The following is a 23,401-nucleotide window of genomic DNA, read 5'->3' as shown; positions in this document are numbered from 1 at the left end:
CAGGCGCTGGTACCCGGCGAGGAGTTCGCACAAGTAGGAGTAGCCGGGCTGAGAGTGGGCCGAGGATCGCGCTGGAGGTCGTGCTTGCCGTAACACCGGACGGCTTCAACGGGGCGGGCCGAGCACCTCGTCGGCGCTCCGAGGCTCCGTGCGCGGTTGCTGGTTGAGCTTGTGCCGCGTGATGGAGGAGTGCCGGTAGACCTCCTTGCGGGCCCGCATGATGTTGCCCAGGGGCGCGTGTTCGGCGGTGACCCGCCAGGGTGTGAAGGACAGCGCGTCCATCTTCGCCAGGTTCTCCGGGCCGGAGATGTCCTGCTGCGGAAGCCGCAGTTTCGCCACGGTGACGGGCGGCGAGAGCCGCTCGGGCCACTCCACGGTGGTGTCCTCCACCGGCATGCGCTCCAGGTCGGTGCAGAGCTGGACCTGGATGTCGAAGGTGTAGGGCCGTTCCTGGAGTTCGGCCTGCAGAGCCGGCCGGAAGACCTCCTGCGCGGAGGCCGGGTCGATGTCACGTCGGACCACCGTGGCGGCGGAGGCCGGGTCGGGGGTGATGCGCACCTTGGCGATGTAGTCGCCGTGCCGGACCGCGCCCATCGTCCAGTAGCTCGACAGCAGTACGTTGACCATGGGGATCTCGGACAGGCGCAGGAAGACCAGGAACTCGTCCCAGGCCCAGTCGTCCTGGTCCAGTGTTCCCTTTCCGGTGACGAATTCGGTGAAGAAGCGATGTGCGCCGGGGCGGCCCTGGGAGAAGTAGGCCGGTGCGTTCAGGAACAGGTCCTGGATGAACAGGTAGTGCTCGATCGTGTTGCAGAAGAAGACCGGTCCGTTGATGTTGGCGTAGTCGAACGTGCCCGTGTCCGGTTCGTCCTCCAGCAGGGTCGGGCCGGGGATGTCGAACATCTTGAGCGCCAGTCCGGTGGCGGGGCCCAGTCGCGCGTCGGCTCCGGCGTGCGGCGAGCCGTTGGAGAAGCGGATGAGAGCGTCGTGCGTTCCCGGGGTCGCGTAGATGCCCTGGGCGTACTCGGGGGGCAGCCCGTCCAGGATCTCGACTTCCCCTCGGACCAGCCCGTAGCCCTTGGCGTGGGCGTCGCGAATGGCGTGTCCGGTGCCGCCGGCGCTGACCGACTCGGCCACGTAGCTCTCGGTCTTCTCGATCACCTGCTGCAGGCTCTGGTCGAAGTTCGGGTCATCGTCTTCGACGTCAGGCGTGTAGGGGACGAACTGTGCTGCCATGACTTCGACCTCTCCTCGACGGCCGTGGTCGGGTCCCAGGAGGCAGGAACTGCCCTCAGTCCTCCAGCTCGGCGAGCCAGCGCAGAGCGCTCAGCCCCGGCAGGAAGCAGTATTCGCCGCCGCGGGTCACCACGAAGCTGGGCAGGTTCCGCAGACGGCGCCGGACCGGCTTCTCCGGGATGGTGACGCTGCCGGTTCCGCCGTGGTGCCCGGCCACCGGGTCCTTTTCGCCGGGGTAGCCGATGAAGTTTCCGTCGTTGACCCACTCGGCCTTGATGAACTCGAACTGCCGTTCAAGGTGGGTGCCGATGAATACTCCGACCAGGCCGCGTTCGGCACCGTCGTCCTCCAGCACGCCCTCCGGCAGCGGTGGGCCGTACGTGGTGCCGCGGCGGATGAGGCGGTGCATCCGGGCGTCGCCGATGATGGTGGCATCGCGGGGGTTGGTGCGCCGGATGTGCGCACCCGCGGGGCACCCGAACCCGCCGTCGTCGTGTTCCCGGTACAGGAAGTTGTTGACGCGGTGCGGGTCGGCCGCCAGCTCCGGATCATCGCGGTCCGGGGACAGCGTCAGCGGCGCCCCGCTGGGCCAGCGCCCGACCATCTTCGCCGCCAGCAGCGCCTCCTCCTCGGCGCTGGAGCTGTTCGCGCGCAGGTACCGGCGCCAGGCCGCCACATTGGTGTGGATCTTGCGAACGGCCGCATAGGTCCCGTTGCGACCGAGGACGTCGGGGCTGGGCGTGGGCGGCAGGCTGCCGGTCTCGTCGGGGTAGCCGAGAATGAACTCACCGGCCTTGATGGGAACTTCCTGCGGATTGGAGCCGGGCAGTCCGACGCCCTCGATGTTCGGATGGCTGATGCCGTCACGGAAACCGAAGGTGGTGCGCCCGGTCGGGAGCTGGCGGACCTCCTGCTGCCAGACCACCCGGACACCGGGCGTCTCCTCGTAGGCGGCACGGGCCCGCTCCAGCTCCTTCCCCAGCTGCCCCACATCGGAGGAGAGGGCGCTCAGCGCGATGTGGACATCGCCCGTCCCGAACGGCGCCTCCCAGTGGTCCGGCGCGCTCTCGCCCACGTCGCCGATCAGCTCCGCCCGGGCGGCCATGCCCTCACGAAACGCCCGCGGAAAGCTGTCCAGCGACTCCTGGGGCACCCCCAGGGCCCGTAGTCCCTGATAGCTGAGCGCCACAGCCACCCAGGCATCCTGGCTCCGGTCCGCGCCGGGCAGGCCACCCGAGGTCAGCGGGAGCAGCCGCCGCAGCAGGGCGCGGCCTGCTTGGCGGTCATCGATACGCAGGAAGACGAACTCTCCCGCGTAGGGCACGGGCCGTGGACGCAGGGCACCACTCTGGACGTCGTCGATCTCGACGCGCACGCCGACCGTGTTGCTGTTGTCCGCCGTGTTCATGATCGGAAGTGCCTCCACATCGGTCTCCGCCCGGGCAGCCCCGCAGCGGCCGGCCCCTGCCCGCAGACGGGGTCCACCGATGGTGGGTCAGCTCCGAGGGTCGACTGTGTCCGGCTTCTACCGTGCGGCTTCCTCCAACAGCTTCTGGAAGGTGGGCGTCGCCAGCAACTCGGCGTTTGCCGGGTTCTCCAGCGCCGCGCGGAACTCGGGGGTGTCCAGCACCGCCTGGAACGCCTCACTCACGCGCTGGTCCTTCCAGACCTGCTGAACGGTCAGTCCGGGATAGGCGCTGACGAATGCGTTCGCGGGCGCCTGGTTGGCGACGAACCAGTCCTTCACCCCAGGGTCGGTGACGCCGGGGAACCCTTCGTCATGCGAGAAGAACCTGTCGAAATTGGCCCCGACCTGCGTATGGGCGAAGTCGTCGATGTAAGCGTCCCAGGAGCCGTCGAAGACACTGGCGAACATGTGCCGGGTGTCATGGTCGAAAATGACATGGCGCTCGTCATGCAGGGTGCCGATCTGCTGCACCGCCGCACGGACGGTCTTCTCGGCCGCCCCGCTGGAGACGGTGGCGAGTTCCTCACGCAATGCATCGGCCTCGCCCGGCTTGATCTTGCACATTACGGTGAACTCGCTGCAGACCCCGTCCGACCTGCCAGGGCGCTCGGGGTGGGCCGACTGGGGTGCACCTGACGTCGCAGTCATCGTGAGATTCTCCTGCCACGGATCGGTGCGAGGATCGCCAAGCGCCCCGAACATGAGGCGCCATCGCCCTCACATGTCAATCCTCACCGCGGATGCGCTGCCTTGCATCTTCGCCTCGTGCTCCCGGACCACGGCCGATCACGGTCGGTGCCGCGTCTCCCGGCTTGCCGCCCGGTTCCGGGTCGGCAGCAACGCGGTGAGACAGGCCACAACCGAGGTCCTCGAAGTCCTGAGGGGCTCCCGGAGACAGATCAGACCAGGCGCAGGAAGATGGAACCGGGGCATGCCGAACGCGTCGTCGTCACCACTTCTCGGCAACCACTTCCACGCCGTCATGACGACAAGGGCGCTACCGATCGCACAAGCCGATCGCACAAAACCCCATTGCGCCGCCAAGGTCGCGGCTCTTGCCTCCGCCGAACCCTGCTCGACCGGATCACCACCCGCCCCCCAGAGGGAGGCAACCGTGGGCAAAGTCCTCGGTGACGTGTTGGGTTTCGCGGCCGCCGTGGCGGTCAGCCCGCTCCCGATCATCGCCGTCATCCTCATACTCGCCACGCCCCGGGGACGTCTCAACGGAGTCCTCTTCACCGTCGGCTGGATCCTGGGACTCTCGGTACTGGGCGCGGTGATGCTGGCGATCGCTTCCCCCGCAGGCGCCTCCGCCCACAACCAGCCGGCCACCTGGGTGGGAGCTCTCAAGCTCGCACTCGGCCTGTTCCTCGTCCTCTTCGGCGCCCGGCATGGCACCGACGCCCAAGAGATCCCTCGCAGGCCCAGCTGCCGAAGTGGATGAGCGCGATCGACCGCCTCACGCCGGTCAAGATCTTCACACTCGGACTGGCCCTGGCCGCGCTCAACGCCAAGAACGCCCCGCTGACCATCGCCGCGGGCGCCTCGATCGGCTCGGCCGGGCTGCCGGTCGGACAGCAGATCGCCTCACTGGCGATCTTCGTCCTGGTCGCCACCCTCGGCCTGCTGGCCCCGCTGGGGGTTTTCCTCCTCGGAGGAGAGCGAGCCCAGGCCACGCTCGGCAACTGGAAAGAGTGGGCAGCTCAGCACAACGTCGCCGTGATGGCCGTCCTGTTCTTCGTCCTCGGGCTCAGGCTGGTCGGAGACGGCATTTCCATCCTGGTCTCCTGACACGACCACCCACGCGTGTCAGGCATGTGCCCCGGAGGGCACATCCAGGGCACATGAGCCTGGGAAACGGCGTTGACCCGTGAGAACTACGGAGAGGAGTTTTCCCAGGTCAACGCACATTCCACCGAGAAGCCCCAGGTCAGCAACCCACCCCTCCCATTCGCTGCACGAATGGCAGGACTTCTCGCACCGGTTGCATGAGGCGGGGCATCAGCCGTACTGCCTGGTGTGGCCCTGAGCTGGAGTTCGGGAGGGCTGGGCCGGCTGGCCGTGTTCGTGGAGGTGTCCTCCGGTGAAGTCGCCGTCGGGTGGTCGTCTCAGGCGAACAGCTCTGCGCCGAGAGGGTGTTGGCGGTCGAAGCCGGGGAGGATCAGGAAGGTCGCGCTGGCGGTTGTGGTGGTGAATCGCAGCAGCGCGTCGGACGTGTCCATGTGGGTGAGGGTGGCGGTGAAGGTCCGCAGGTCGTTCTGGAAGCTGATGAAGAGCAGGCCCGGGGCGGGGTCGTCGGTGCTGTAGGAGCGGCGGAGCATCAGGCCGGTGCCGACGACGGCGGGGTTCGCGCGGCGCACGTGGGCGTCCGCGGGGACGACGTAGCGTCCGTCCGGGGTCTTGGCGCCGAGGTCCGGGCCCGAGGCGACGGGGCCGCCGGAGAGGGGGGCGCCGCCGGCCCGATGCCGGCCGAAGACGGCTTCCTGTTCGGCCACGGACAGCGCGGCGAACCGCGGCAGGTCGAGTTCCATGCGCCGCAGTACGGCGAGGGTGCCGCCGGCGACCGCGGGAGGCCCGGCGAGCCACAGGTCGCGTTGTTGTTCGGCGGTGGTGTGCGGGCCCACGATGCCGTCGATGAAACCGAGCGGGTTTCGTGGCGCGGTGAGGCCGTTGCCGATGGGCACGTTGGTGCCCCGGCGTGCGGACTGCCGCCAGCGCTCGTGGACGCGGTCACCGGCCTGGTGCAGGAGCGCGGCGGCGACGACCGGCGGGAGCAGCGCGTCGTCGGCACAGATCTGTAACAGGAGGTCTCCGCCGCGTGCCCGTGGGGCGATCCGCTCGCGGGAGAAGCGCGGGAGGTCGGCCGCGCCGGGCAGAGTGGCGCCGGCGCTGCGCACCAGTCGCGGGCCCACGCCCACGGTCACGGTGAGGTCGCCCGGCTCAAGTCCCAGCAATCGCACGTCGGTTCCCGCGGTGAGTGCGCGGATGGTCTCGCCGAGTTCGGCCAGTAACGGGCCGGCGGCCACGGTGGCACCGAGGTCGGCCACCACGGCCAGCAGGTTGCGCTGGGCCGGCTGGGGAAGCGTGATGCCCGCCTGGTGCCGGCCCGCCGCCGGAACCGGCGTCGGCATCGGCGTGGCCGCCGCGGAGGGGCCCTGCCGGCCTGGCCGGGCGGAGTCCGATGTGCACCCGGCGGTCAGACCGGCGGCCACCATGGCGCCGGTGACATCGAGGAACGCGCGGCGAGACGGGTGGTGATCGGCTCGGTGCATGGTGTGCAGAGTGCCACACCCCCTTCACGCATGCCGGTCAACCTTCCGATTCCGGCCCGGAATTGGGCATCGATCATGTGAGACTGGGCTCATGCCTCGATTAGCTCCTCGCGTGGTGGCGGCGGTACTGGCCACGCTGACGCTCGTGGCCGGCTGCGGCAGTGGCGGTGGTGGCGACGACGGCGGGTCCGGCAGGGGCCGGCGACCGAGCGGTGCGGACGTGACGATCCGCGTGCCTGCCGACGCCCCGACGATCTCGGACGCTGTGTCGCTGGCCCGGCCCGGTGACCTGGTGCTGGTCGCACCGGGCGTGTACCACGAGTCGGTGCGGATCGACACGCCTCGCGTCACTCTTCGCGGCGCGTCCCGGGACAAGGTCGTCATCGACGGACGGTTGCGGCAGCCGAACGGTGTCGTCGTCACGGCGCCCGGCGTGGCCGTGGAGAACCTGACCGTGGAGAACAACACGCAGAACGGGATCCTCGTCACCGGCTCGGCGAAGGCGGCCTCCGGGCTGCCGGGGCATTCCGGGGGGTACGACACCGGCGACGAGCCCGTCACCTTCCTGAAGTCGTTCCTGGTCTCGTACGTGACCGCGACCCGCAACGGGCTGTACGGCATCTACGCGTTCTCCGCGCAGAACGGTGTCATCGAGCATTCGTACGCCTCGGGCGGGGCCGACTCGGGGATCTACGTGGGACAGTGCAAGCCCTGTCGCGTCGTGGTGCGGGACAACATCGCCGAACTCAACGCGGTCGGTTACGAAGGCACCAACGCCGGCGGGGACATGTACGTGGTCGGCAACCGCCTGGTCGGCAACCGGGTCGGGCTCACCACCGACTCCGACCACCAGGAGAAGCTGCTCCCGCAGCGGGGCGCCGTCATCGCGGGCAACCTGATCGCCGCCAACCAGCAGCCGGCCACTCCGCAGCAGGCCGACGGCGGTTGGGGCACCGGCATCGGCATCGACGGCGGCAGCGACAACCGGTTCGTCCGCAACCGCATCGCCGGCAACGCCAACGCCGGGCTGGTGATCACCGCGACCGCCGACCTGCCTCCGGTCGGCAACCAGATCCTGGACAACACGTTCACCGGCAACGGCGTCGACGTCGGCTGGACGTTCCCCACCGCCACGCGGGGACGGGGCAACTGCCTGCGCGGCAACGAGCTGCGCACCACGGTGCCCGCCCGGCTCGCGGCGACCGCGTCCTGCCCGCTTGCAGCCAAGTCGCCCTCGCCGACGGGCAGATGGACGATGCCGACGGCACCCGGTGGCATCCCGTTCACCGAGGTCGCGGCTCCCGGTCCGCAGCCGCAGTTCCCCCACGCCGTCACCACGGGCGCCACCGCCGTCCCGGCCTCTCCGGTCCTGCCGGACACGGCGGACGTCCCGCTGCCGTCGGCGTCCCTGCTCGCCGCGGGCGCGCGGGTGCGGACGTCGTGAACGGCGGTGCGGACGTCCTGAACTGCGGTGCGGACGTCGTGAACGGCGGTGTAGACGTCCTGAACGGCGGCTACGGCGCCGGGGTGACTCCCGGTGCCGGCTCGACCGGAACGTACGTGCGGGTGTCGAAAGCGATGACCACCGGCTGCGGCGCGGAACCCACGCTGACGCGGACCCGGTACATGGTGCCGTCCGAGCCGACCCAGTAGCGCACGCGGCCCGCCGTGCCGGAGCGGTCGCGGGAGGACGGCCCGGTCATGACGTCCACCCGATGCCCGTCCACCTGGTCCTCTCCCCACCAGGCGGCGCCGTTCTGCGGCAGCAGTTGGGCGTTGTCCGGCCGGTCGCTGCCGAGACCGAGCGCGATGGCCAGCGAGGTGTCCAGCGAACTGCCGGACGACCGCAGCGGGCGGCCGTACCAGCCCGAGCGGGGCGGCGACGCGGGTGCCTGCGCCGGGGCGTTCGCCATCGGGTGGACGAACACCGAGGTGGCCGTCCACTGGATCAGCCCGTCGCTGGACGTGTCGCGCCCGGTGCCGTGCACCACGCCGTAACCGAGCTTGCCCCGGTAGTCGACGGACCCCGTGACGGTCAGCCCACCGGCGGTGCCCGGCACGGTGATCGTCACCGCGCGGCCGTGCGCCTCGTAGTTGCGGAACCGCGTGATCGCCAGCAGGTTCGCCTCGTCCGGCGTCAGCGCGCGCGGACCGCCGGGGCCGGAGCCGCCGCCGGTGGCGACGACGGCCACCAGGATCGCGGCCACCGCGACGGCCGCTATGCCGATGGCCGCCGCCCAGCGGGGCCGCAGCCATCGGCGCCGGTCGGCCGCACGGACCGGTAGAGCTCGCTGGACCCTCACGCTCCGCGCGCGGCTCGACGCTGACACTCTTCTGGTTCACCCTCTCGATCACCACCCCGGCCGGCCCTCGCGGACCGGCCGGGGCACATCACAGTCGTGCCGTTCGTCTGTTCCGTTCGTTCGTGCCGTTCGGTCAGTTCTTCCGGGCGCGACGCTTCCGGCTCATGAACGCGATGAACAGGCCCGCGGCCACCAGCAGACCGGCGAGCCCGATCATCTGCGGCACCCCGGACATACCGGTGTGCGCCATCGAACCCGAACTACCGCCGGCCGGGGCCGGGTTGTTGGCAGGCAGCGCAGGCGGCGCGTGCGACGCCGGTGGCGCGGAGGCCGGTGGCGACGACGGCGTCGGGGTCGGCGTCGGCGTGGGCTTCGACTTCGGGATGTACACCCCGGCGTCGATCGTGTGATCGACCCCGCCCGGCTTGTCCGGTGCCGTGACCGGCGCGGAGCCGTTGCACAGCCTCCCCGTGGTCGGCGGAGTCACATTGGAGTCGTGCACCCGGTCGGACCCGGCTCGCGGGAGCGTGAACCGCAGCTCGCTCGCCCGGGGTTGCCTCGGCACCTTGGCCGTGTCCGCGGTGCACACGTCGAACTGCACCGTGTACGCGGCACCGGGTGTGAGTTCGTACGCGGCGCCGACACCGCCGAAGTAGTACTCGCCGGCGGCATCGGTCCTGGTCGTGGCGACCTGCTTGCCGTGCGCGTCCAGCAGGTTGATCGTCGCCCCCGGCAGCAGTACGTCCGCCGGGTCCTGGATGCCGTTGTGGTCGCCGTCGAACCACACGAGGTTGCCGATCTGGACCGGCGCGTTCGCCGCCGCGTACGCGATGTCACCGAGCCCGCCGGCCTTGCCGAAGCCGTTCTGTTCCTGACCGACGAACTGGTACGCGTTGGCGGCCGGGGCGTTGCCCGGTCCCTGACCGGTCGTGATGTGGTGGTAACCGGTCCCGGCGGTCTCGATGTTGACGGTCGGGTCGAACTCCGTGCTGACGACCCACTGCTGCCGCGGAATGTAGGCCACCGATCCCAGCGCGGTCTCCTGGTGCGGCCCGGCGTAGAAGTCGCCGGGGAAGTACTCGACGACGCCGTTGGCCTGGCCTCCGCTGTTGGCGGGGGTGGCGTGGTTGGGGCAGTTCCCGGTGCCTTCCCAGGCGTATCCCCCGGTGGGAACGGCGCAGACCATGGTGATGTCACCGCCGGACATGCCCATTTCGGGCGTGTTGTTCAGCGGGCGGGGGTCCAGCCCCTTCGCACTGAGCACGTCCATGAACCGGTCGCGGAAGCCCAGGATCATCGAACCGTCCCGCCCGAAGGCGAGGGAGGCGAGTTCCGGCTGCGGATCGATGAAGGCGCCGCCCGCCTTCCGCTGGTCCCAGGTGCCCAGGCTGGTGTTCCACGGGTTCCAGTGGGTGGCCTGGTCGATGTCGCCGGCACCGTTGAAGACGGTGCCGCGCTTGGCGGTGAGCGCGTGGGTCAGCACCGTGGTGAACCGCTTGCCGTCGTAGGTGTAGACGACGGCTTTCAGGTCCGCGCGCCGCTGCGTGCTCTCCGCGTTGCACACGCCGCCGACGTACAGCTTGTTGTCGTGGACGGAGAGACCGAACGGCCGCCAGTCGCCGGCGCTCGCGCACCCCGGGTCCGGGATCCGCACCGTCGCCTCGGGCGACGAGGCGGTGGCCCCGGTCGCGTCGAAGCTCACCAGGCTGCGGGTCAGCAGGTTCACCGCGTACAGCGTGGAACCGTCCTCCGACAGGGCCATGCCGCCGATGCTCTCCTTGCCCGGCGCGTCGATGAACCCGGGGTCCTTGTTCATGTCGGCGCTGTCGTGCGGTGTCACCGCGGCGCCCGGCACCCGTGCGAACAGCTCGGGCGTACCCGAGCCACTGACCGGCACCGTGTAGATCGCGCCGACGCCCTTCGGCCCGTACGGGGCGTACCGGCGGGCGAACGCGCCCTGGAACAACCGGCTCCGGTACTTGTCGTACGCCAGCGCGAACGTCGTTCCCACCTGGGCCTGCGTGGCCAGCGTGGCCGGGCACGACACACCGGTGGGACACGTGCCCCGGACGTTCGTCCCGAACGCCACCAGTGCCCGGGTGTCGGTTCCGGTGGCGCCGTTCTGGACCGGTACGAAGTACCGCGAGTCCGGCAGCGTGTAGTCGGCCGGATCCCAGACCCCGGTCACCACCGCGGCGTTCTTCCCGCCCGACACGTCCACGAACGACGTGAAGCTGTCGAAGTGGTTCTCCGCCGTCGACGCGGGTGCCGCCCGCAGATAGTCGCTGTACGGCGCCGGGACGCTGACGTCGACGCGGTACCGGCCGCCGCTCAGCACGGTCGACCGCGACACCACGACCTTTCCGGTGGCATCCGTGACGCCGGTGACATGGTGTCCGGCGGGGTCGGAGATCTCCACCTTCATGCCGCGCTGGGGCACGTCCATCGTCGCGTTGATCACGCCGGTGCCGAAGAAGTCGCGCAGCACCTCGACCGTCAGCGTGCCGTCGTCGGTCGAGGCGGCGGCCGGTCCGGACGTCGCTCCCACGGCGCCGCCCGCCAGTAGGAGAACGGATAACCCTACGCGTGCCAGCCGCTCCGCAAGGCCGCGGGTCGACTGGCGCGAGTCTGAGCCGACTCGGTTCATGGCATCACACTCCACACTTCTCTTGTCTTGAAAACGAGGCGGCCACTTCTCGCCACATGTCCACTTCGTGCCCCCGGAAAGGGACGCCGGCCGTGAACGCCGAGGCAAAAGAAAACGGCCCACTGCTGGTGCGTGGACCGCGTTGTGATGATCGTTTGATGGTATTGCGGACGAGTTGTAAGAACCGCAGGCCAGAAAAGGCGAACACACGTTCACGACCTCGGGCGAAGCCTCCCCGGACAGTGTGTTTGCGCAGCTCAATCACGGTGCTCTCGCCCCCTCCACCACCGACCTCACCGACCGCCATCGCGAGCAGCGCGCGATATTCTATCCACCGAAGTCTCGCCGCCGCCGCAGAACTCCTGAAATCCATCGGATGCGAAAAGGGGATCCTGGGGGATCTCGCGGATCCCGTGGATCCCGTAGATCCCGTGGATCCCGTGGATCCGGGCAGCAGTGCGGGCAAAGCCATTGCTGATGCCGATCATGCGGCGTCCGAGGAGACCCACCCCGTCCGCCGACTTCCCGGACCCCGAGGGCCGAGCCCTCCAGTAACTGCTTTCATTACTTACTGTCATCGGTCAAGTGTTTCGTTCGGACCGCCCGGACAACCCTTTCGGGGGATTCATTCCCCCGAATGCTCGACACCCGCCCTCCATCGGCCCTCGTTATGTGAGCGTGTCACTGACAGGGGATGAAGCATGCGAAGCCATGAATCATCCGGTGCGTCTCGGCAGCTGCTGGGACCTCCTCGATGATTTCTTGGACGAGATTAGGGTCATGGAAACTGAATACCTGCGGGCGGCCCGCGAACGGAATGGTGAGACGAGCGCCGGCTGGGCGGCATCGTGCAGACCCCGTGTTCCAGACGGAACTGCTTCCTGAACCTGAGGACACGGAGGAAACCACCGGATGGACCGGAACAGCTATGAGGCACACCCCTACGACTACGAGCCGCAGCACGTCTTCCGAGGCGAACACGACACGCTGAGCCAGCCCACGTTCGACGCCGTCTCCTTCCCGACCCAGCAGTCCTGGCACGCTCCGGCGCCGGAGGTCTCGCCCTGGGACCTGGACGAAGAACTCGCCCACATGCTGTCGGGGGCGACCCGCGCGGCGGCCGCTCCCGCTCCCGCCCCGACCCCCGGCCCGGCCTCTCCCGAGCGGTCGCACCGCAAGGTCAACCGGCGCAGACTCCAGGCAGAATCGCATCTCCTCGACGGCGGGCAGCGCGTCACCCATGTCACGGTCCTGATCGGCACGATCGTCGTGGCCGCGGCCTCCCTGCTGACCTGGGCGATCAGCTACTCCTACGGCCAGTTGCACACCATCGCCGAGTCCGTCCTGCCCTCGAACCTCGCCGAGTGGTGGCCGCTCACGGTGTACGGGCCCTGGTTCGTCGCGGCCCTGTCGATCCTGCGGGCGACGGTCCAGCGCCGCACCGCCCGCCGTTCCTGGGGCGTGATCCTCTCGGCCTCGGCCGTGGCGGTGGCCCTGTGCGTCAGCCACGCGTCCCAGTCGATTCTGACGTTCGTGATGCTCGGAATTCCCCCGATCACCGCCCTGGTGTGTTTCTGGGAACTCGTCGGACAGGTCTCCTCCAAATACCGATCGACCAAGCAGGGCGCGCACGCGCAGCGGAATTCCAAGCGATAACACAATCGAGTAAGAGAAGAAATCGAGCCGTACGCCGTCGTATGTCGTCGCATGCCGTCGCATGCCGCCGTATGCCGACGTACGCCGTCGTCCACCGTCATTCCGTGGCCAGGAAGTCCACCACCGCGAGAGCGAAGAGCAGGGCCAGGGCGAGGCCGACGACGACCCAGCCGGTGGGGTGGTTCCAGAGCACGAAGGCGACGGCGGCCACGGCCACCAGGAGCCAGCCGATCCCGACGCGGTGGCGGCGCACGAACGGGCCGACCGGGCCCGTGCGCAGGCCGAGGCGGTCCGTCTGGGCGCGGGACGCGGCGATGCCCGCGTGCCACACCTGCCGGACGGCGCGGGCCCAGCGGGCCGGTCCGGTCAGCCAGGCGGCAAGGGCGACGATCACACCGAGTGCCACCACCGCCCGTACCTCCTTGCGCAGGAAACGGGTCAGGGTGTCGTAGACGGACGCGGCGGCAGGCTGGGAGACCCCGCGCGGCAACGAGTCCAGGTAGACGACCCGGAAGACGGTGAGCCCGAGGCCGAGCAGGAGGGTGGCGAAGGCGAAGCCCAGGGCGGCGGCGATCAGGGTGCGGCGGCGGTGCGTGGCCGTGAGGACGCCGGCCGCGGTGAGGACGACGGCGAGGACCGACAGCCACAGGCCCGCCAGCTCCAGCACCCGGAAGTACGTCTTGATCCGGCTGACCTTGTCCCCCTGGAACACCGTGAACTGGGTGTGCACCGCGGGGATCTTCTCGGCTGCCGTCAGCCCGGAGTCGGCCAGCCGGGTCTTGATCTGCTCGATGACCGGGGCGAGGTCGACGCTCACCGTGTCGTTCTCCAGCCGGACCGCGCCTCCGCCGCTGCCCGTCAGGGCCTTGTCCAGGGAGGCGTGGATCTGGCGGTTGGCGTCGCGCCAGATCGTGTCGAAGGCGTCGGAGGCGACGACCTCCCGCGCCTTGTCGTGCACGAAGCTGCGCACGGCTCCCTCCACCGAGCCACCGAGTACGCCGAGGCCCTTCTGCAGCAGCGGCCGGTCCTTCGGTGCGACGCCCTTCAGGAGGTCGGGGACGTCCAGGTGGTCCATGAGGGCGTCGGTGGCCCGGGTGGCCACGGCGTTCTGGACGGCGGGGTCCGCGGCCAGCGGGGCGACGGTGGCGACGTAGCGGTCGGTGTCTCCCAGCAGGTCGGAGGTCCAGGCCGCGAGGGCGCCGAGCGGTGCGAGGACACAGCCGAGGACGATCAGCAGCGCGGCGAGCACGGACCTCGTCCGGTGCCGTGACCCGCCTGTCACCGCCCCACCCGCCGTCCCTCCGCCCGTCCCTCCGCCCGCCGACCGGGCCTCCAGGGCGGCGACCCTGGCGCGCAGCCGGTCCAGTTCGGCGCGGTCTCCTTGACTGTTTTGGCGGGCAGCGCCCCCGTCCTCCCCGCCCGCCCCGTCCTCCCCCGTCGGCTCCCGCTCCGTCATCCCCGGCCTCCTCCGCTCACCGCTCGTGCCCGGACCGTCGGTCGTACCTCTGCCAGCAGCAGATCCCGTCGCGGGCGGGGGTGCGAGTGACGGTGGGCCGTTCGGGTGCGGGGTCGGTTCGGGTGCGGGGTCGGTTCGGGTGCGGGGTCAGTCCGAGTGGGGACGGGCGAGGCCGAGGTCGTAGGCGAAGATCACGGCCTGGACGCGGTCGCGGGCGCCGATCTTGGCGAGGACGCGGCCGACGTGGGTCTTCACGGTGGACTCCGACAGGACGAAGCGGTCGGCGATCTCGCCGTTGGTCCAGCCCTTGCCGATGGCGACGAGGATCTCGCGCTCGCGGTTGGTCAGGGAGGTCAGCCGGCTGTCCTCGGCGGGGTCGCCGGCGCGGTGCGGGTGCGGGACGTGCCGGGTGTACTCCTCCAGGAGGCGGCGGGTGAGCGCGGGGGCGATGACGGCGTCGCCGCCCGCCACGGCGCGGATGCCGGCGAGGAGGTCCTCGGGGCGGGCGTCCTTGAGCAGGAAGCCGCTGGCTCCGGCGCGCAGGGCGGAGTGGACGTACTCGTCGAGGTCGAAGGTGGTCAGCACGAGCACGCGGGAGCGCGCGCCGGAGGCGACGATGCGCCGGGTGGCCTCGATGCCGTCCATGCCGGGCATGCGGACGTCCATGAGGACGACGTCGGGGCGCAGTTCGGCGGCCTTGCGGACGGCCTCGCCGCCGTGGGCGGCCTCGCCGAGGACCTCGGTCTCGGGGACGGAGTCCAGCAGGATGCGGAAGGCGTAGCGCTGGAGCGGCTGGTCGTCGACGACGAGCACGGTGGTGGTCATCGCCCGCCGCCCGGGGACGTGAGGTCACGGGGTGCGCGGCCGTCGCCGGGCGGGGTGAGGGCGAGGACGGCGTCGACGCGCCAGCCTCCGCCGGGGGCGGGGCCCGCGCTGACGGTCCCGCCGTAGAGTGCCGCTCGTTCGCGCATGCCCACCAGGCCGTGTCCTTCCTCGTTCGGCGGTCCGGACGGGACGGACTGTCCGCTGTCCCGGACCCGGATGGTCAGCCGGGTGTCCTCGGCCGCGACCGACAGGTTCACCCGGGTGCCGGCGCCCGCGTGCTTCAGGGTGTTCGTCAGGGCTTCCTGGACGATGCGGTGGACCGCCAGCTGGACGCCCTCGTCCAGGGCGTCGACGTCACCGGCGGTGCGGTAGACGACGTCCAGGCCGGCCGCGCGCACCCCCTCGCACAGCGAGCCGATGTCCGCGACGCCGGGCTGCGGGCTGAGTTCGGGCCCGCCGCGCCACCCGCCCGTCGCGTCGCGCCACCCATCCGTCGCGTCGCGTCGCCCGTCCGTCGCGTCGCGCAGGACGCCGAGGACGCGCCGGAGTTCGTCGAGGGCCTGGCGGCCCGTGTCACCGATCAGGCACAGCGCCTCCTTGCCACGCTCGGGGGCGGTGTCGGTGGCGTAGGCCCCGGCGTCGGCGAGCGTGATGATGACGGAGAGGTTGTGGCCGACGATGTCGTGCATCTCGCGGGCCACGCGGGCCCGTTCGGTGGCGGCGGCCAGCCTGCTGCGCTGGTCGCGCTCGATCTCCAGCCGGGCCGCCCGGTCCCGCAGTCCGGCGAGCTGGGCCCGGCGGATGCGGACCACGAGGCCGAGCGCCAGAGCCGCGGTCGCCGTGCTCAGCAGGAAGAACAGCGCGTCCCAGACGGACACGACCGGCGACACCCGCACCGCGACCAGCGCCATGCCGGCCGCCATGCCGGCGCAGGCCCAGGGCAGTTGCCGTAGCCGCCCGTGCAGGGCCAGGCTGTACAGGGCGACGAAGAGGGCCAGGTCCGCGCGCAGCGCCGAGCCCAGCGCCCACTGGAGGACGAACACCGCCCAGACGGCGCAGAAGGCGACCAGCGGACGGCGTCTGCGCCACAGCAGCGGCAGCACCAGTCCCGCCTGCAGGACGAACACGCCCGCGACGGGCAGCCGGGTGAAGGCGAGGCGGAAGCGGCGCGGTCCGTCACCGTCGCCGTCGCCGCCCCCGATGCCCGCGTGCAGCAGGTCCGGCAGACAGAACATCAGGAAGACCAGCACCACCACCGCGGTGTCCAGCACCCAGGGGTGGGCCCGGTCGGCCTGCCGGAACCGCCGGCCGACCCGGCCGAGCCGGGTGACCAGCGGTCCCATACCGCCGATGTCGTAAGGGGTCGCGGCACTCACCCGCCCATCGTGCACGCGGAACCTGTGAGGTGCGCCGGGCCCGGAGCCGGGACGCGCGGGGGCCCCGCGGTGGGCCCGGTCAGGCGTCACTCCGCACCAGCCGGTACGCCGCGCCCGCGAGGGCGAGGGCCGTCCAGCCGAGGAAGACCAGCAGCCCGGCCGTCGGCGAGAGGGTGGTGGCGTCGTGGGTGAGGGAGAACAGGGCCTCGCCCGCGTGGCTGGGCAGGTAGGGGCTGATGTCGTCCTGCCAGGAGCTGGGCAGCAGGGAGATCAGCCCGGGGACGAGCATGAAGGTGGCGACCAGGAGCGAGATGCCGCCCGCCACCGAGCGCAGCAGCACGCCCAGCGCGGTGCCGATGACGCCGACCAGGCCCAGGTAGAGCCCGGCCCCGAACAGGCTGCGTACGACGCCGTCGTGCGTGATGTCCAGCGCGGCGGGGGTGCCGGAGACGATCCGGCTGCCGGCCAGGAAGGCGACCCAGGCGCCGACGGTGCCGACGACCAGCGCGACCAGCCCGAACACGGCCGCCTTGGACCACAGCACGGGCAGCCGGCGCGGTACGGCCGCCAGGGTGGAGCGGATCAGGCCGGTGGAGTACTCGCCCGCGGTGACCAGGACACCGAGGACGCCGAGGGCCAGCTGGGCGAAGTTGGTGCCGAAGAGGGACAGGCTCACGGCGGTCGCGCGGGCGAAGTCCGGGTCCATGCGGACGGAGCCGTACTGGGACTTGAAGCGGGTCGCGGCGATCAGCCCGAACGCGACGAGGAACAGCAGGCCGAGGCCCAGCGTGATCCAGGTCGAGCGCAGCGACCAGAGCTTCGCCCATTCGGAGGCCAGGACGCGCCGTCCGGTCACGCGGTAGACGGGGCGGTCGGGGGACGACGTGGTGGTGCGGGGTGACTCGGGGGTCGCGGTGGTCGTGCCGGTCGTGCTGAGGGTGCTCATGCCGGCCTCCCGGCGGTCTCAAGGTTCTCGTCGGGCTCGGTGCTGTTTCCGGGCTCGGCGTCCTTCTCGGGTCCGCTGTTGCTTTCGGACTCGGCGTCGGCCGGAGTCGCGGACGTCGTGCCGTGGTACTCCACGGCCTCCCGGGTCAGGTCCATGAAGGCCTGTTCCAGGGAGACCGTCCGGGTGGTCAGTTCGAACAGCGGGATGCCGTGTTCGGCCGCCTTGAGGCCGACCTCGCGGGCGGTCAGGCCGGTCACCTGGAGTTCCTCGGAGCCGACCCGGCCGGTGACGTCGACGCCGGGTCCGGCCAGGACGTCCCGCAGCCGGGCCGGGGCGTCGGTCGCCACGGTCACCGCGTCGCCGCCCGCCTCGCGGACCAGCTCGCTCACGGTGGTGTCGGCGAGCAGCCGCCCGCGCCCCACGACGATCAGATGGTCGGCGACCTGCGCCACCTCGCTCATCAGGTGCGAGGAGACGAACACGGTCCGCCCCTGCGCGGCGAGCGAGGTCAACAGGTTGCGGACCCAGAGGACGCCCTCGGGGTCCAGTCCGTTGACGGGTTCGTCGAGCATCACGGTCTGCGGGTCGCCCAGCAGGGCCGCCGCGATGCCGAGCCGCTGGCCCATGCCGAGGGAGAAGGCGCCGGCCCGCTTCTTCGCCACGCTGCCGAGGCCCGCCAGCTCGATGACCTCGTCGACCCGGCGGCGCGGGATGCCGTGGGTCAGGGCGAGCCCCCGAAGGTGCTGGTGGGCCGAGCGGCCCGGGTGCACGGACTTGGCCTCCAGCAGCGCGCCGACCTCCTGGAGCGGGGCCCGGTGGCGGGCGTAGCGCCGGCCGTTGACCGTGACGGTGCCGCTCGTCGGGGCGTCGAGACCGACGATCATCCGCATGGTGGTGGACTTCCCCGCGCCGTTCGGCCCGAGGAACCCGGTGACGCTGCCCGGCTTCACGACGAACTCCAGCCCGTCGACCGCCGTCTTCTCCCCGTACCGCTTGGTCAGTTGCCGTGCGTCGATCATGCGCGTCGCTTTCTCTCGGGCTCGGGCGTCCGTCGCCTCTGACGCCTCACCCACCACGCTATGGTCCGTTTCGCCCCTATTCCGTGGTACCGGGGGTCGAATCCCGCCGTGCGAGTGGTACCGCGGTACGACACGGGGCTCCGGGGGCCGAAGATCGAGGGCTGGTACGCCCCCGGACCAGCGCGCGGCGGACCACGCGGCGGGCCACGCGGCGGTCCGCTTCGACCGAGACGTTCCTCTCAGGCCCCTCAGATCCCTCAGATCCCTCAGGTCCCTCAGACTCCTCAGGTCTCTCAGGCCGGGCGCGGTCCACATCGGCGCCGCAGGCCGCAGAAGCCCCCTCCGCACCCCCTCCGCACCCCCGCCAGCGCGCCCCGCACGGCCGACTTCGCGCCTCGGCCATCATGGAGGGGGCCGCGCTCACGTCGCCCAGGCTCGGCCCGGCAGGACCGCAGGACCCTGCACACTGCACACTGCCGCACCCTACATACTGTAGGTTCCGAACCGCCATCGGCCACACGTCTGCTCGACGGGGGACACATGCAGGACACGGAATCGGGAACGGCGGAGCCGAACCCCCCGGCGGGGGTCGACGTGCGCAGCCTCACGCCCACGCTGACCCTGCTGGTCGGCAGCCTGGTCATCGCGGCGATCGGCGTGTACGAGCTGTGCGGCTTCGGCCTGACCGCGCTCGCGCGGCGCCCGCACCTGTTCAGCGACGGGCTGGCCACCGGCGGGGTGATCGTCGCCGTGGTGGCCGCCGGGGCGGCGGTCGGCAACCTGGCCTGGATGATCTCGTCGGCCCGCCGCGGCAGGGATCACTCCGGTTGAGGCCGTCCCTCGCGGGTACGCGCACATCCGTATCCGCGACCCCCTACAAGCTGTAGGGTTCCAGTGGCCCGTCCCCCGTCCCCTCCCCCCAAGGTGCCCGTCACCATGCCCGCTCGAGGTTCGACCCTGATCTCCCCACAGGTTCGCACGCAACGCAAGCCCCGCCCGCAGATCCCCTTCCTGCCGACCGACACCGGCCCGCTGCGCAAAAGGGCGGCGGCGGCCACCGTCTGGTACCTGCGGCTGATGGCCGTGCTCAACATCGTCGCGGTCCTCTCCCTGCCCTTCCGCGAGGAGGTGCACGAACACAACGCGGGCGAGTTCTTCACCCCGTACCTGGCCACCGCCGGCCTGGTCTCGGCGGCGCTCGCGCTGTTCCTCGCGGTGGTGATGCGCCGCCGCAAGCGCGCCGCCTGGGTCTTCAACCTGCTCCTCGCCGGCCCACTGCTGGGCCTCTACGCCCTCGCCCTGACCCGCTCCTCCTACGGCGAGCACGTCTTCAACTGGCTCTCCGCCGCCCTCACCGGCCTGTTCGTGCTCGCCCTGCTGGTGGGCAGGCGCGAGTTCGACGCCGTCGGGGACCGGTCCAACCCGCGCCTCGCGCTCGCCGTCGGCGCGGGCGGCTCACTGATCAGCGCCACGCTCGGCGTGCTGCTGGTGCACTTCACGAACAGGTTCACCGGCGCCGGTCTGCGGGACGAGATCGCCTACACCCTGCTGCGCGGCATCAGCGTCGGCCCGCTCGCCGACCGGGTGTCCGCGGTGCACGCGCCGCGCTGGGCGGACGTGATCGTCAACGTCCTGATCGCCGCGACCTTCCTCCTCGTCCTCTACGCCTGCTTCCGTGCCCCGCGCGGCGAGGCCCTGCTCTCCGACGAGGACGAGCGGCGACTGCGGGCCCTCCTCGACCGGCACGGCGAACGCGACTCCCTCGGCTACTTCGCGCTGCGCCGCGACAAGGCCGTCACGTTCTCGCCCAGCGGCAAGGCGGCCATCACCTACCGTGTCGTCGGCGGCGTCAGCCTGGCCTCGGGCGACCCGATCGGGGACCCCGAGGCGTGGCCCGGCGCCATCGACGCGTGGCTGGCGCAGGCCCGCCGGCACGCCTGGACCCCGGCGGTCATGGGCGCGAGCGAGGAGGCGGGCACGATCTACGCCCGGCACGGCCTGGACGCCCTGGAACTCGGTGACGAGGCGATCGTCGACCTCGCCGACTTCACGCTGGAGGGCCGGGCGATGCGTGTGGTCCGCCAGGCGCACAAGCGCGTACAGCGGGCCGGCTACTCGGTCCGCATCCGCCGCCACGTGGACATCCCGGACGACGAGATGGCCGTCCTCGTCGACCGCGCCGACCACTGGCGGGACGGCGCGACCGAGCGCGGCTTCTCCATGGCGCTCGGCCGCCTCGGCGACCCGGCGGACGGCCGCTGCGTGATGCTGGAGTGCCGGGACGCGGACGGTGTCCCCCGGGCGCTGCTCAGCTTCGTCCCCTGGGGGGAGAACGGCCTCTCCCTCGACCTGATGCGCCGCGACCGGGGCTGCGAGAACGGTCTGATGGAGTACATGGTCGTGGAACTCCTGCTCCACGCCTCGGAGCTGAACGTCCGCCGCGTCTCCCTCAACTTCGCGATGTTCCGCTCGGCCTTCGAACGCGGTTCCCGTCTCGGCGCGGGCCCCGTCCTGCGCCTCTGGCGCTCGATCCTCACCTTCTTCTCACGTTGGTGGCAGATCGAGTCCCTCTACCGGGCCAACGCCAAGTACCGCCCCCTGTGGGAGCCCCGCTTCCTCCTCTTCGCCAAGACCGCCGACATCCCCCGCATCGGCCTGGCCAGCGCCCGCGCCGAAGGCTTCCTCACCCCCCCAACCCTCCCCCACCGCACCCCCAAATCCCCCTGACCCCACCCACCGACGCCCCCGGGACCGCGCCACTCCCCCCACAGCGGGGACTTCCCCCACCCGCACCACCCGTGCGGGTGGGAAAACCCCCACAGACCACCGCAAGCCGCCGACGTACGGGCACCCCCACAAGGGCCACCCGCACCGGACAACGAAGCCCGCACGGGCGGGCGGGTGGGTGGGAAAGAACCGCCGAGAAGCAGCACCGCACCGCCCCCCTAACCCCCACCCCCGACCGTAAACCCGATCACCGCCCCACCCCCCTCCCTCCGATACGCGAACGGCGCCCCCCCATGCGCCATCGCCACCTCCCGCACAATGGACAACCCCAACCCCGACCCCGGCAAAGACCTCGCGTCAGCAGCCCTGTAGAACCGGTCGAAGATCCGGATGAGATCGCCCTCGGCGATCCCGGGCCCCCGGTCCAGCACCTCCACCCGCACCGTCCCCGCCCGCGCCGGCCCAGTCACGCTGACCTCGATCGGCACCTTCCCGTCCCGGTCGAACTTCGCCGCGTTCTCGACCAGGTTCGAGATCGCCCGCTGCAGCATCCCCGGCCGCCCGTCGGTACTCGTGTCGCCGCTCGCCCGCAGCACGATCTCCCGCCCGGTACGCCGCCGCGCGAGCCCCACCACGTCCTCGGCGACGTCGGCGACGTCCACCCGCTGCGGCGGCTCGGTGTCCGACTGCCCCGCGGCGAGGTCGACCAGTTCGTTGACGAGGTCGGTCAGCTCACGGGCCTCCTGGCCGAGATCGGCGACGAGTTCGTCACGCGTGTCGGGCGGCAGTTCGTCGATGCGCCGCAGCAGCGAGATGTTCGTCCGCAGCGACGTGAGCGGCGTCCGCAGCTCGTGCCCCGCGTCCTGCACCAGCCGCCGCTGGTCCTCCTCGGACTGTGCGAGCCGCCCGAGCATGCGGTCGAAGGCGCGCCCGAGCCGGCCGACCTCGTCGAGACCGGCGACGGGCACCTCGATGCCGAGCCGGCGGGTGCGGGCGACGTCCTCGGCGGCGGTGGTCAGGATCACCAGGCGCCGGGTGATCCGGCGGGCCAGCCACCATCCGAACAGCCCGGCCGCGACCACGACCGCCGCCATGAGGATCAGCGTCCGCTGCTGCAGGGCACGCAGCAGGTCCTCGGTGTCGCTGAACTCCTGCGCCACCTGTACGGCACCCTTGCCGTCCCCGAGCGAGACCGTGGCGATGCGGAACAGGTCCTCCGCGACCCGTACGTCCTTGTGCTCGACCACCTTCCCGGCCGCCTGCGCGCCGGCCACCGCCCGGTCCCGGGCGGTGACGGGCAGCGCCGGGCTGCCGTGGTCGACGATCTGTCCCTGCGCGCCCAGCACCTGCACATCGGTGCGGGCGGGCCGCACCAGGTCATGGCCGGGCCGGGAGGAGGAGAAGTCCTCGGGGACCATTTCGTGCTGTCGTACCTCGTCCCGTACGTCCTGCACGACCTGCGTGAATATCGACTGCTGGTCGACCCGGACCAGCCGCGCGGCCGAGCCGTACGACAGGATGCCGACGAGGATGGTCACGGCGGCGGTGACGGCGGCGAAGGACACGGCGAAGGTGGTGCGCAGGGAGACCAGCTTGGGCCGGGTCCAGGTCCGCCGGGAACGGCCCACTACTCCTCCCGCAGCACGTAACCCACACCCCGCACGGTCTGGATGAGCTGCGGGGCGCCGGGCTCGTCCAGCTTGCGGCGCAGGTAGCCGACGTAGACGGCGAGGTTCTTGGAGCCGGGGCCGAAGTCGTAGCCCCAGATGCGGTCGTAGATCGTCGAGTGGTCGAGCACGATCTCGGCGTTGCGTACCAGCAGTTCCAGCAGTTCGAACTCGGTGCGGGTCAGTTCCAGCTCGCGCTTGCCGCGCCAGGCCCGGCGGGCCTGGAGGTCCATGCGGATCCCGGCCGCCTCCACCTGCCGGTCGGAGACCTGCGCGTCCCGCCCGCCGTCACCGCCGCCGCCCGCGGGGCCCGCGGGCACCGGGGTGGTGCGGCGCAGCAGCGCGCGCAGCCGCGCGAAGACCTCCTCGACGTCGAACGGCTTGACCACGTAGTCGTCGGCGCCCGCGTCCAGGCCCGCGATGCGGTCGGCGGTCTCCACGAGGGCGGTGAGCATGAGGATCGGGGTGCGGTCGCCCTCGGCCCGCAGTACCCGGCAGACCTGGAGTCCGTCGATGCCGGGCATCATCACGTCGAGCAGCAGCACGTCAGGCGGGGTCCGGTGGGCCTGGGCGAGTGCCTCGATGCCGTCGGCGACCGCCGTCACCTCGTACCCCTCCAGGGTCAGGGCCCGCTCCAGGGCATGACGGATGGCGCGGTCGTCTTCGGCGAGCAGCACAGTCTGGGGCACGGTTCCAGTCTGCCAAGCGCGGCGGCGGTTCGACCGGGACGAGCGGGCCTACGATCACCCTTTTTACCCGCCTCTCACCGTCACACGGGCAACCCGCCGCGCGTCCCTACCGTC

18 protein-coding genes and 1 pseudogene are annotated in these 23,401 nt (G+C 71.2%); 5 read left to right on the top strand and 14 right to left on the bottom strand.

Going from position 1 to position 23,401, the window contains the following annotated elements; all coding sequences use genetic code 11:
- Positions 1–105: 105 nt before the first annotated feature.
- From ACGFYV_RS07010 to ACGFYV_RS07000, 3 genes are all read right to left on the bottom strand, one after another.
- Positions 106–1,236, bottom strand: coding sequence for a catalase family protein (locus tag ACGFYV_RS07010; RefSeq protein ID WP_393877336.1), 1,131 nt, complete (start codon positions 1,234–1,236; stop codon positions 106–108).
- Positions 1,237–1,291: 55 nt separating this feature from the next.
- The gene (locus tag ACGFYV_RS07005; RefSeq protein WP_393877335.1) at positions 1,292–2,644 is read right to left on the bottom strand and encodes a Dyp-type peroxidase; all 1,353 of its coding nucleotides are present in this window, start codon (positions 2,642–2,644) and stop codon (positions 1,292–1,294) included.
- Positions 2,645–2,761: 117 nt separating this feature from the next.
- Positions 2,762–3,268 carry a hypothetical protein gene (locus ACGFYV_RS07000; RefSeq protein ID WP_393877334.1) on the bottom strand — a complete coding sequence of 169 codons (507 nt, stop codon included), beginning with the start codon at positions 3,266–3,268 and terminating at the stop codon, positions 2,762–2,764.
- A 136-nt stretch (positions 3,269–3,404) separates the two neighbouring features.
- On the opposite strand from ACGFYV_RS07000, the pseudogene ACGFYV_RS06995 reads away from it, so the two are divergent.
- Positions 3,405–4,495: pseudogene (locus tag ACGFYV_RS06995) on the top strand (GAP family protein).
- Between the two features lie 317 nt (positions 4,496–4,812).
- Here ACGFYV_RS06995 and ACGFYV_RS06990 read toward each other — a convergent pair.
- The gene (locus ACGFYV_RS06990; protein ID WP_393877333.1) at positions 4,813–5,976 is read right to left on the bottom strand and encodes a Dyp-type peroxidase; all 1,164 of its coding nucleotides are present in this window, start codon (positions 5,974–5,976) and stop codon (positions 4,813–4,815) included.
- 91 nt (positions 5,977–6,067) lie between these two features.
- Between ACGFYV_RS06990 and ACGFYV_RS06985 the strand changes: the two genes are divergently transcribed.
- Positions 6,068–7,420 carry a nitrous oxide reductase family maturation protein NosD gene (locus ACGFYV_RS06985; protein WP_393877332.1) on the top strand — a complete coding sequence of 451 codons (1,353 nt, stop codon included), beginning with the start codon at positions 6,068–6,070 and terminating at the stop codon, positions 7,418–7,420.
- A 70-nt stretch (positions 7,421–7,490) separates the two neighbouring features.
- Here the strand turns inward: ACGFYV_RS06985 and ACGFYV_RS06980 are convergent, their stop codons facing one another.
- From ACGFYV_RS06980 to ACGFYV_RS06970, 3 genes are all read right to left on the bottom strand, one after another.
- Positions 7,491–8,171: a hypothetical protein gene (locus ACGFYV_RS06980; protein ID WP_393877542.1), complete on the bottom strand. Its 681-nt coding sequence runs from the start codon at positions 8,169–8,171 to the stop codon at positions 7,491–7,493.
- 241 nt (positions 8,172–8,412) lie between these two features.
- Positions 8,413–10,827, bottom strand: a complete 2,415-nt coding sequence (locus tag ACGFYV_RS06975) for an SdrD B-like domain-containing protein (RefSeq protein ID WP_393877331.1) — start codon at positions 10,825–10,827, stop codon at positions 8,413–8,415.
- 392 nt (positions 10,828–11,219) lie between these two features.
- A complete protein-coding gene (locus ACGFYV_RS06970) occupies positions 11,220–11,414 on the bottom strand; it encodes a hypothetical protein (protein WP_393877330.1) in 195 nt (64 codons plus the stop codon).
- A 424-nt stretch (positions 11,415–11,838) separates the two neighbouring features.
- Here ACGFYV_RS06970 and ACGFYV_RS06965 point away from each other — a divergent pair, with 424 nt between their 5' ends.
- The gene (locus ACGFYV_RS06965; protein ID WP_393877329.1) at positions 11,839–12,582 is read left to right on the top strand and encodes a DUF2637 domain-containing protein; all 744 of its coding nucleotides are present in this window, start codon (positions 11,839–11,841) and stop codon (positions 12,580–12,582) included.
- A 97-nt stretch (positions 12,583–12,679) separates the two neighbouring features.
- Here ACGFYV_RS06965 and ACGFYV_RS06960 read toward each other — a convergent pair whose 3' ends face one another.
- The 5 genes from ACGFYV_RS06960 to ACGFYV_RS06940 all read right to left on the bottom strand — a co-directional run bounded on the left by ACGFYV_RS06960 (position 12,680) and on the right by ACGFYV_RS06940 (position 18,204).
- A complete protein-coding gene (locus ACGFYV_RS06960; protein ID WP_393877328.1) occupies positions 12,680–14,038 on the bottom strand; it encodes a hypothetical protein in 1,359 nt (452 codons plus the stop codon).
- A gap of 147 nt (positions 14,039–14,185) precedes the next feature.
- A complete protein-coding gene (locus tag ACGFYV_RS06955; protein ID WP_393877327.1) occupies positions 14,186–14,863 on the bottom strand; it encodes a response regulator in 678 nt (225 codons plus the stop codon).
- Positions 14,860–16,206: a sensor histidine kinase gene (locus ACGFYV_RS06950; RefSeq protein WP_393877541.1), complete on the bottom strand. Its 1,347-nt coding sequence runs from the start codon at positions 16,204–16,206 to the stop codon at positions 14,860–14,862. Before ACGFYV_RS06950 ends, ACGFYV_RS06955 begins: the two co-directional genes overlap by 4 nt.
- Before the next feature lie 112 nt (positions 16,207–16,318).
- Positions 16,319–17,185: an ABC transporter permease gene (locus tag ACGFYV_RS06945; RefSeq protein ID WP_393877326.1), complete on the bottom strand. Its 867-nt coding sequence runs from the start codon at positions 17,183–17,185 to the stop codon at positions 16,319–16,321.
- Entirely contained in the window at positions 17,182–18,204 is a 1,023-nt protein-coding gene (locus ACGFYV_RS06940) for an ABC transporter ATP-binding protein (RefSeq protein ID WP_393877325.1), read from the bottom strand. The genes ACGFYV_RS06945 and ACGFYV_RS06940 overlap by 4 nt, the downstream gene beginning before the upstream one ends.
- A gap of 540 nt (positions 18,205–18,744) precedes the next feature.
- Here ACGFYV_RS06940 and ACGFYV_RS06935 point away from each other — a divergent pair.
- Both ACGFYV_RS06935 and ACGFYV_RS06930 read left to right on the top strand, forming a co-directional pair.
- The gene (locus tag ACGFYV_RS06935) at positions 18,745–19,035 is read left to right on the top strand and encodes a hypothetical protein (protein WP_393877324.1); all 291 of its coding nucleotides are present in this window, start codon (positions 18,745–18,747) and stop codon (positions 19,033–19,035) included.
- A 105-nt stretch (positions 19,036–19,140) separates the two neighbouring features.
- Positions 19,141–20,931 carry a phosphatidylglycerol lysyltransferase domain-containing protein gene (locus ACGFYV_RS06930; RefSeq protein WP_393877323.1) on the top strand — a complete coding sequence of 597 codons (1,791 nt, stop codon included), beginning with the start codon at positions 19,141–19,143 and terminating at the stop codon, positions 20,929–20,931.
- Between the two features lie 218 nt (positions 20,932–21,149).
- Here ACGFYV_RS06930 and ACGFYV_RS06925 read toward each other — a convergent pair whose 3' ends face one another.
- Both ACGFYV_RS06925 and ACGFYV_RS06920 read right to left on the bottom strand, forming a co-directional pair.
- A complete protein-coding gene (locus ACGFYV_RS06925) occupies positions 21,150–22,559 on the bottom strand; it encodes an ATP-binding protein (protein ID WP_393877322.1) in 1,410 nt (469 codons plus the stop codon).
- Positions 22,559–23,287 (bottom strand): response regulator transcription factor, encoded by a 729-nt coding sequence (locus ACGFYV_RS06920; protein WP_393877321.1) that lies wholly within the window; start codon positions 23,285–23,287, stop codon positions 22,559–22,561. The genes ACGFYV_RS06925 and ACGFYV_RS06920 overlap by 1 nt, the downstream gene beginning before the upstream one ends.
- Positions 23,288–23,401 lie beyond the last annotated feature (114 nt).

This window comes from Streptomyces sp. NPDC048297, assembly GCF_043201585.1.
GTDB lineage: Bacteria > Actinomycetota > Actinomycetes > Streptomycetales > Streptomycetaceae > Streptomyces.
The sequence above is the reverse complement of the archived record's forward strand: the minus strand, read 5'-3'. Positions and strand labels throughout refer to the sequence as shown.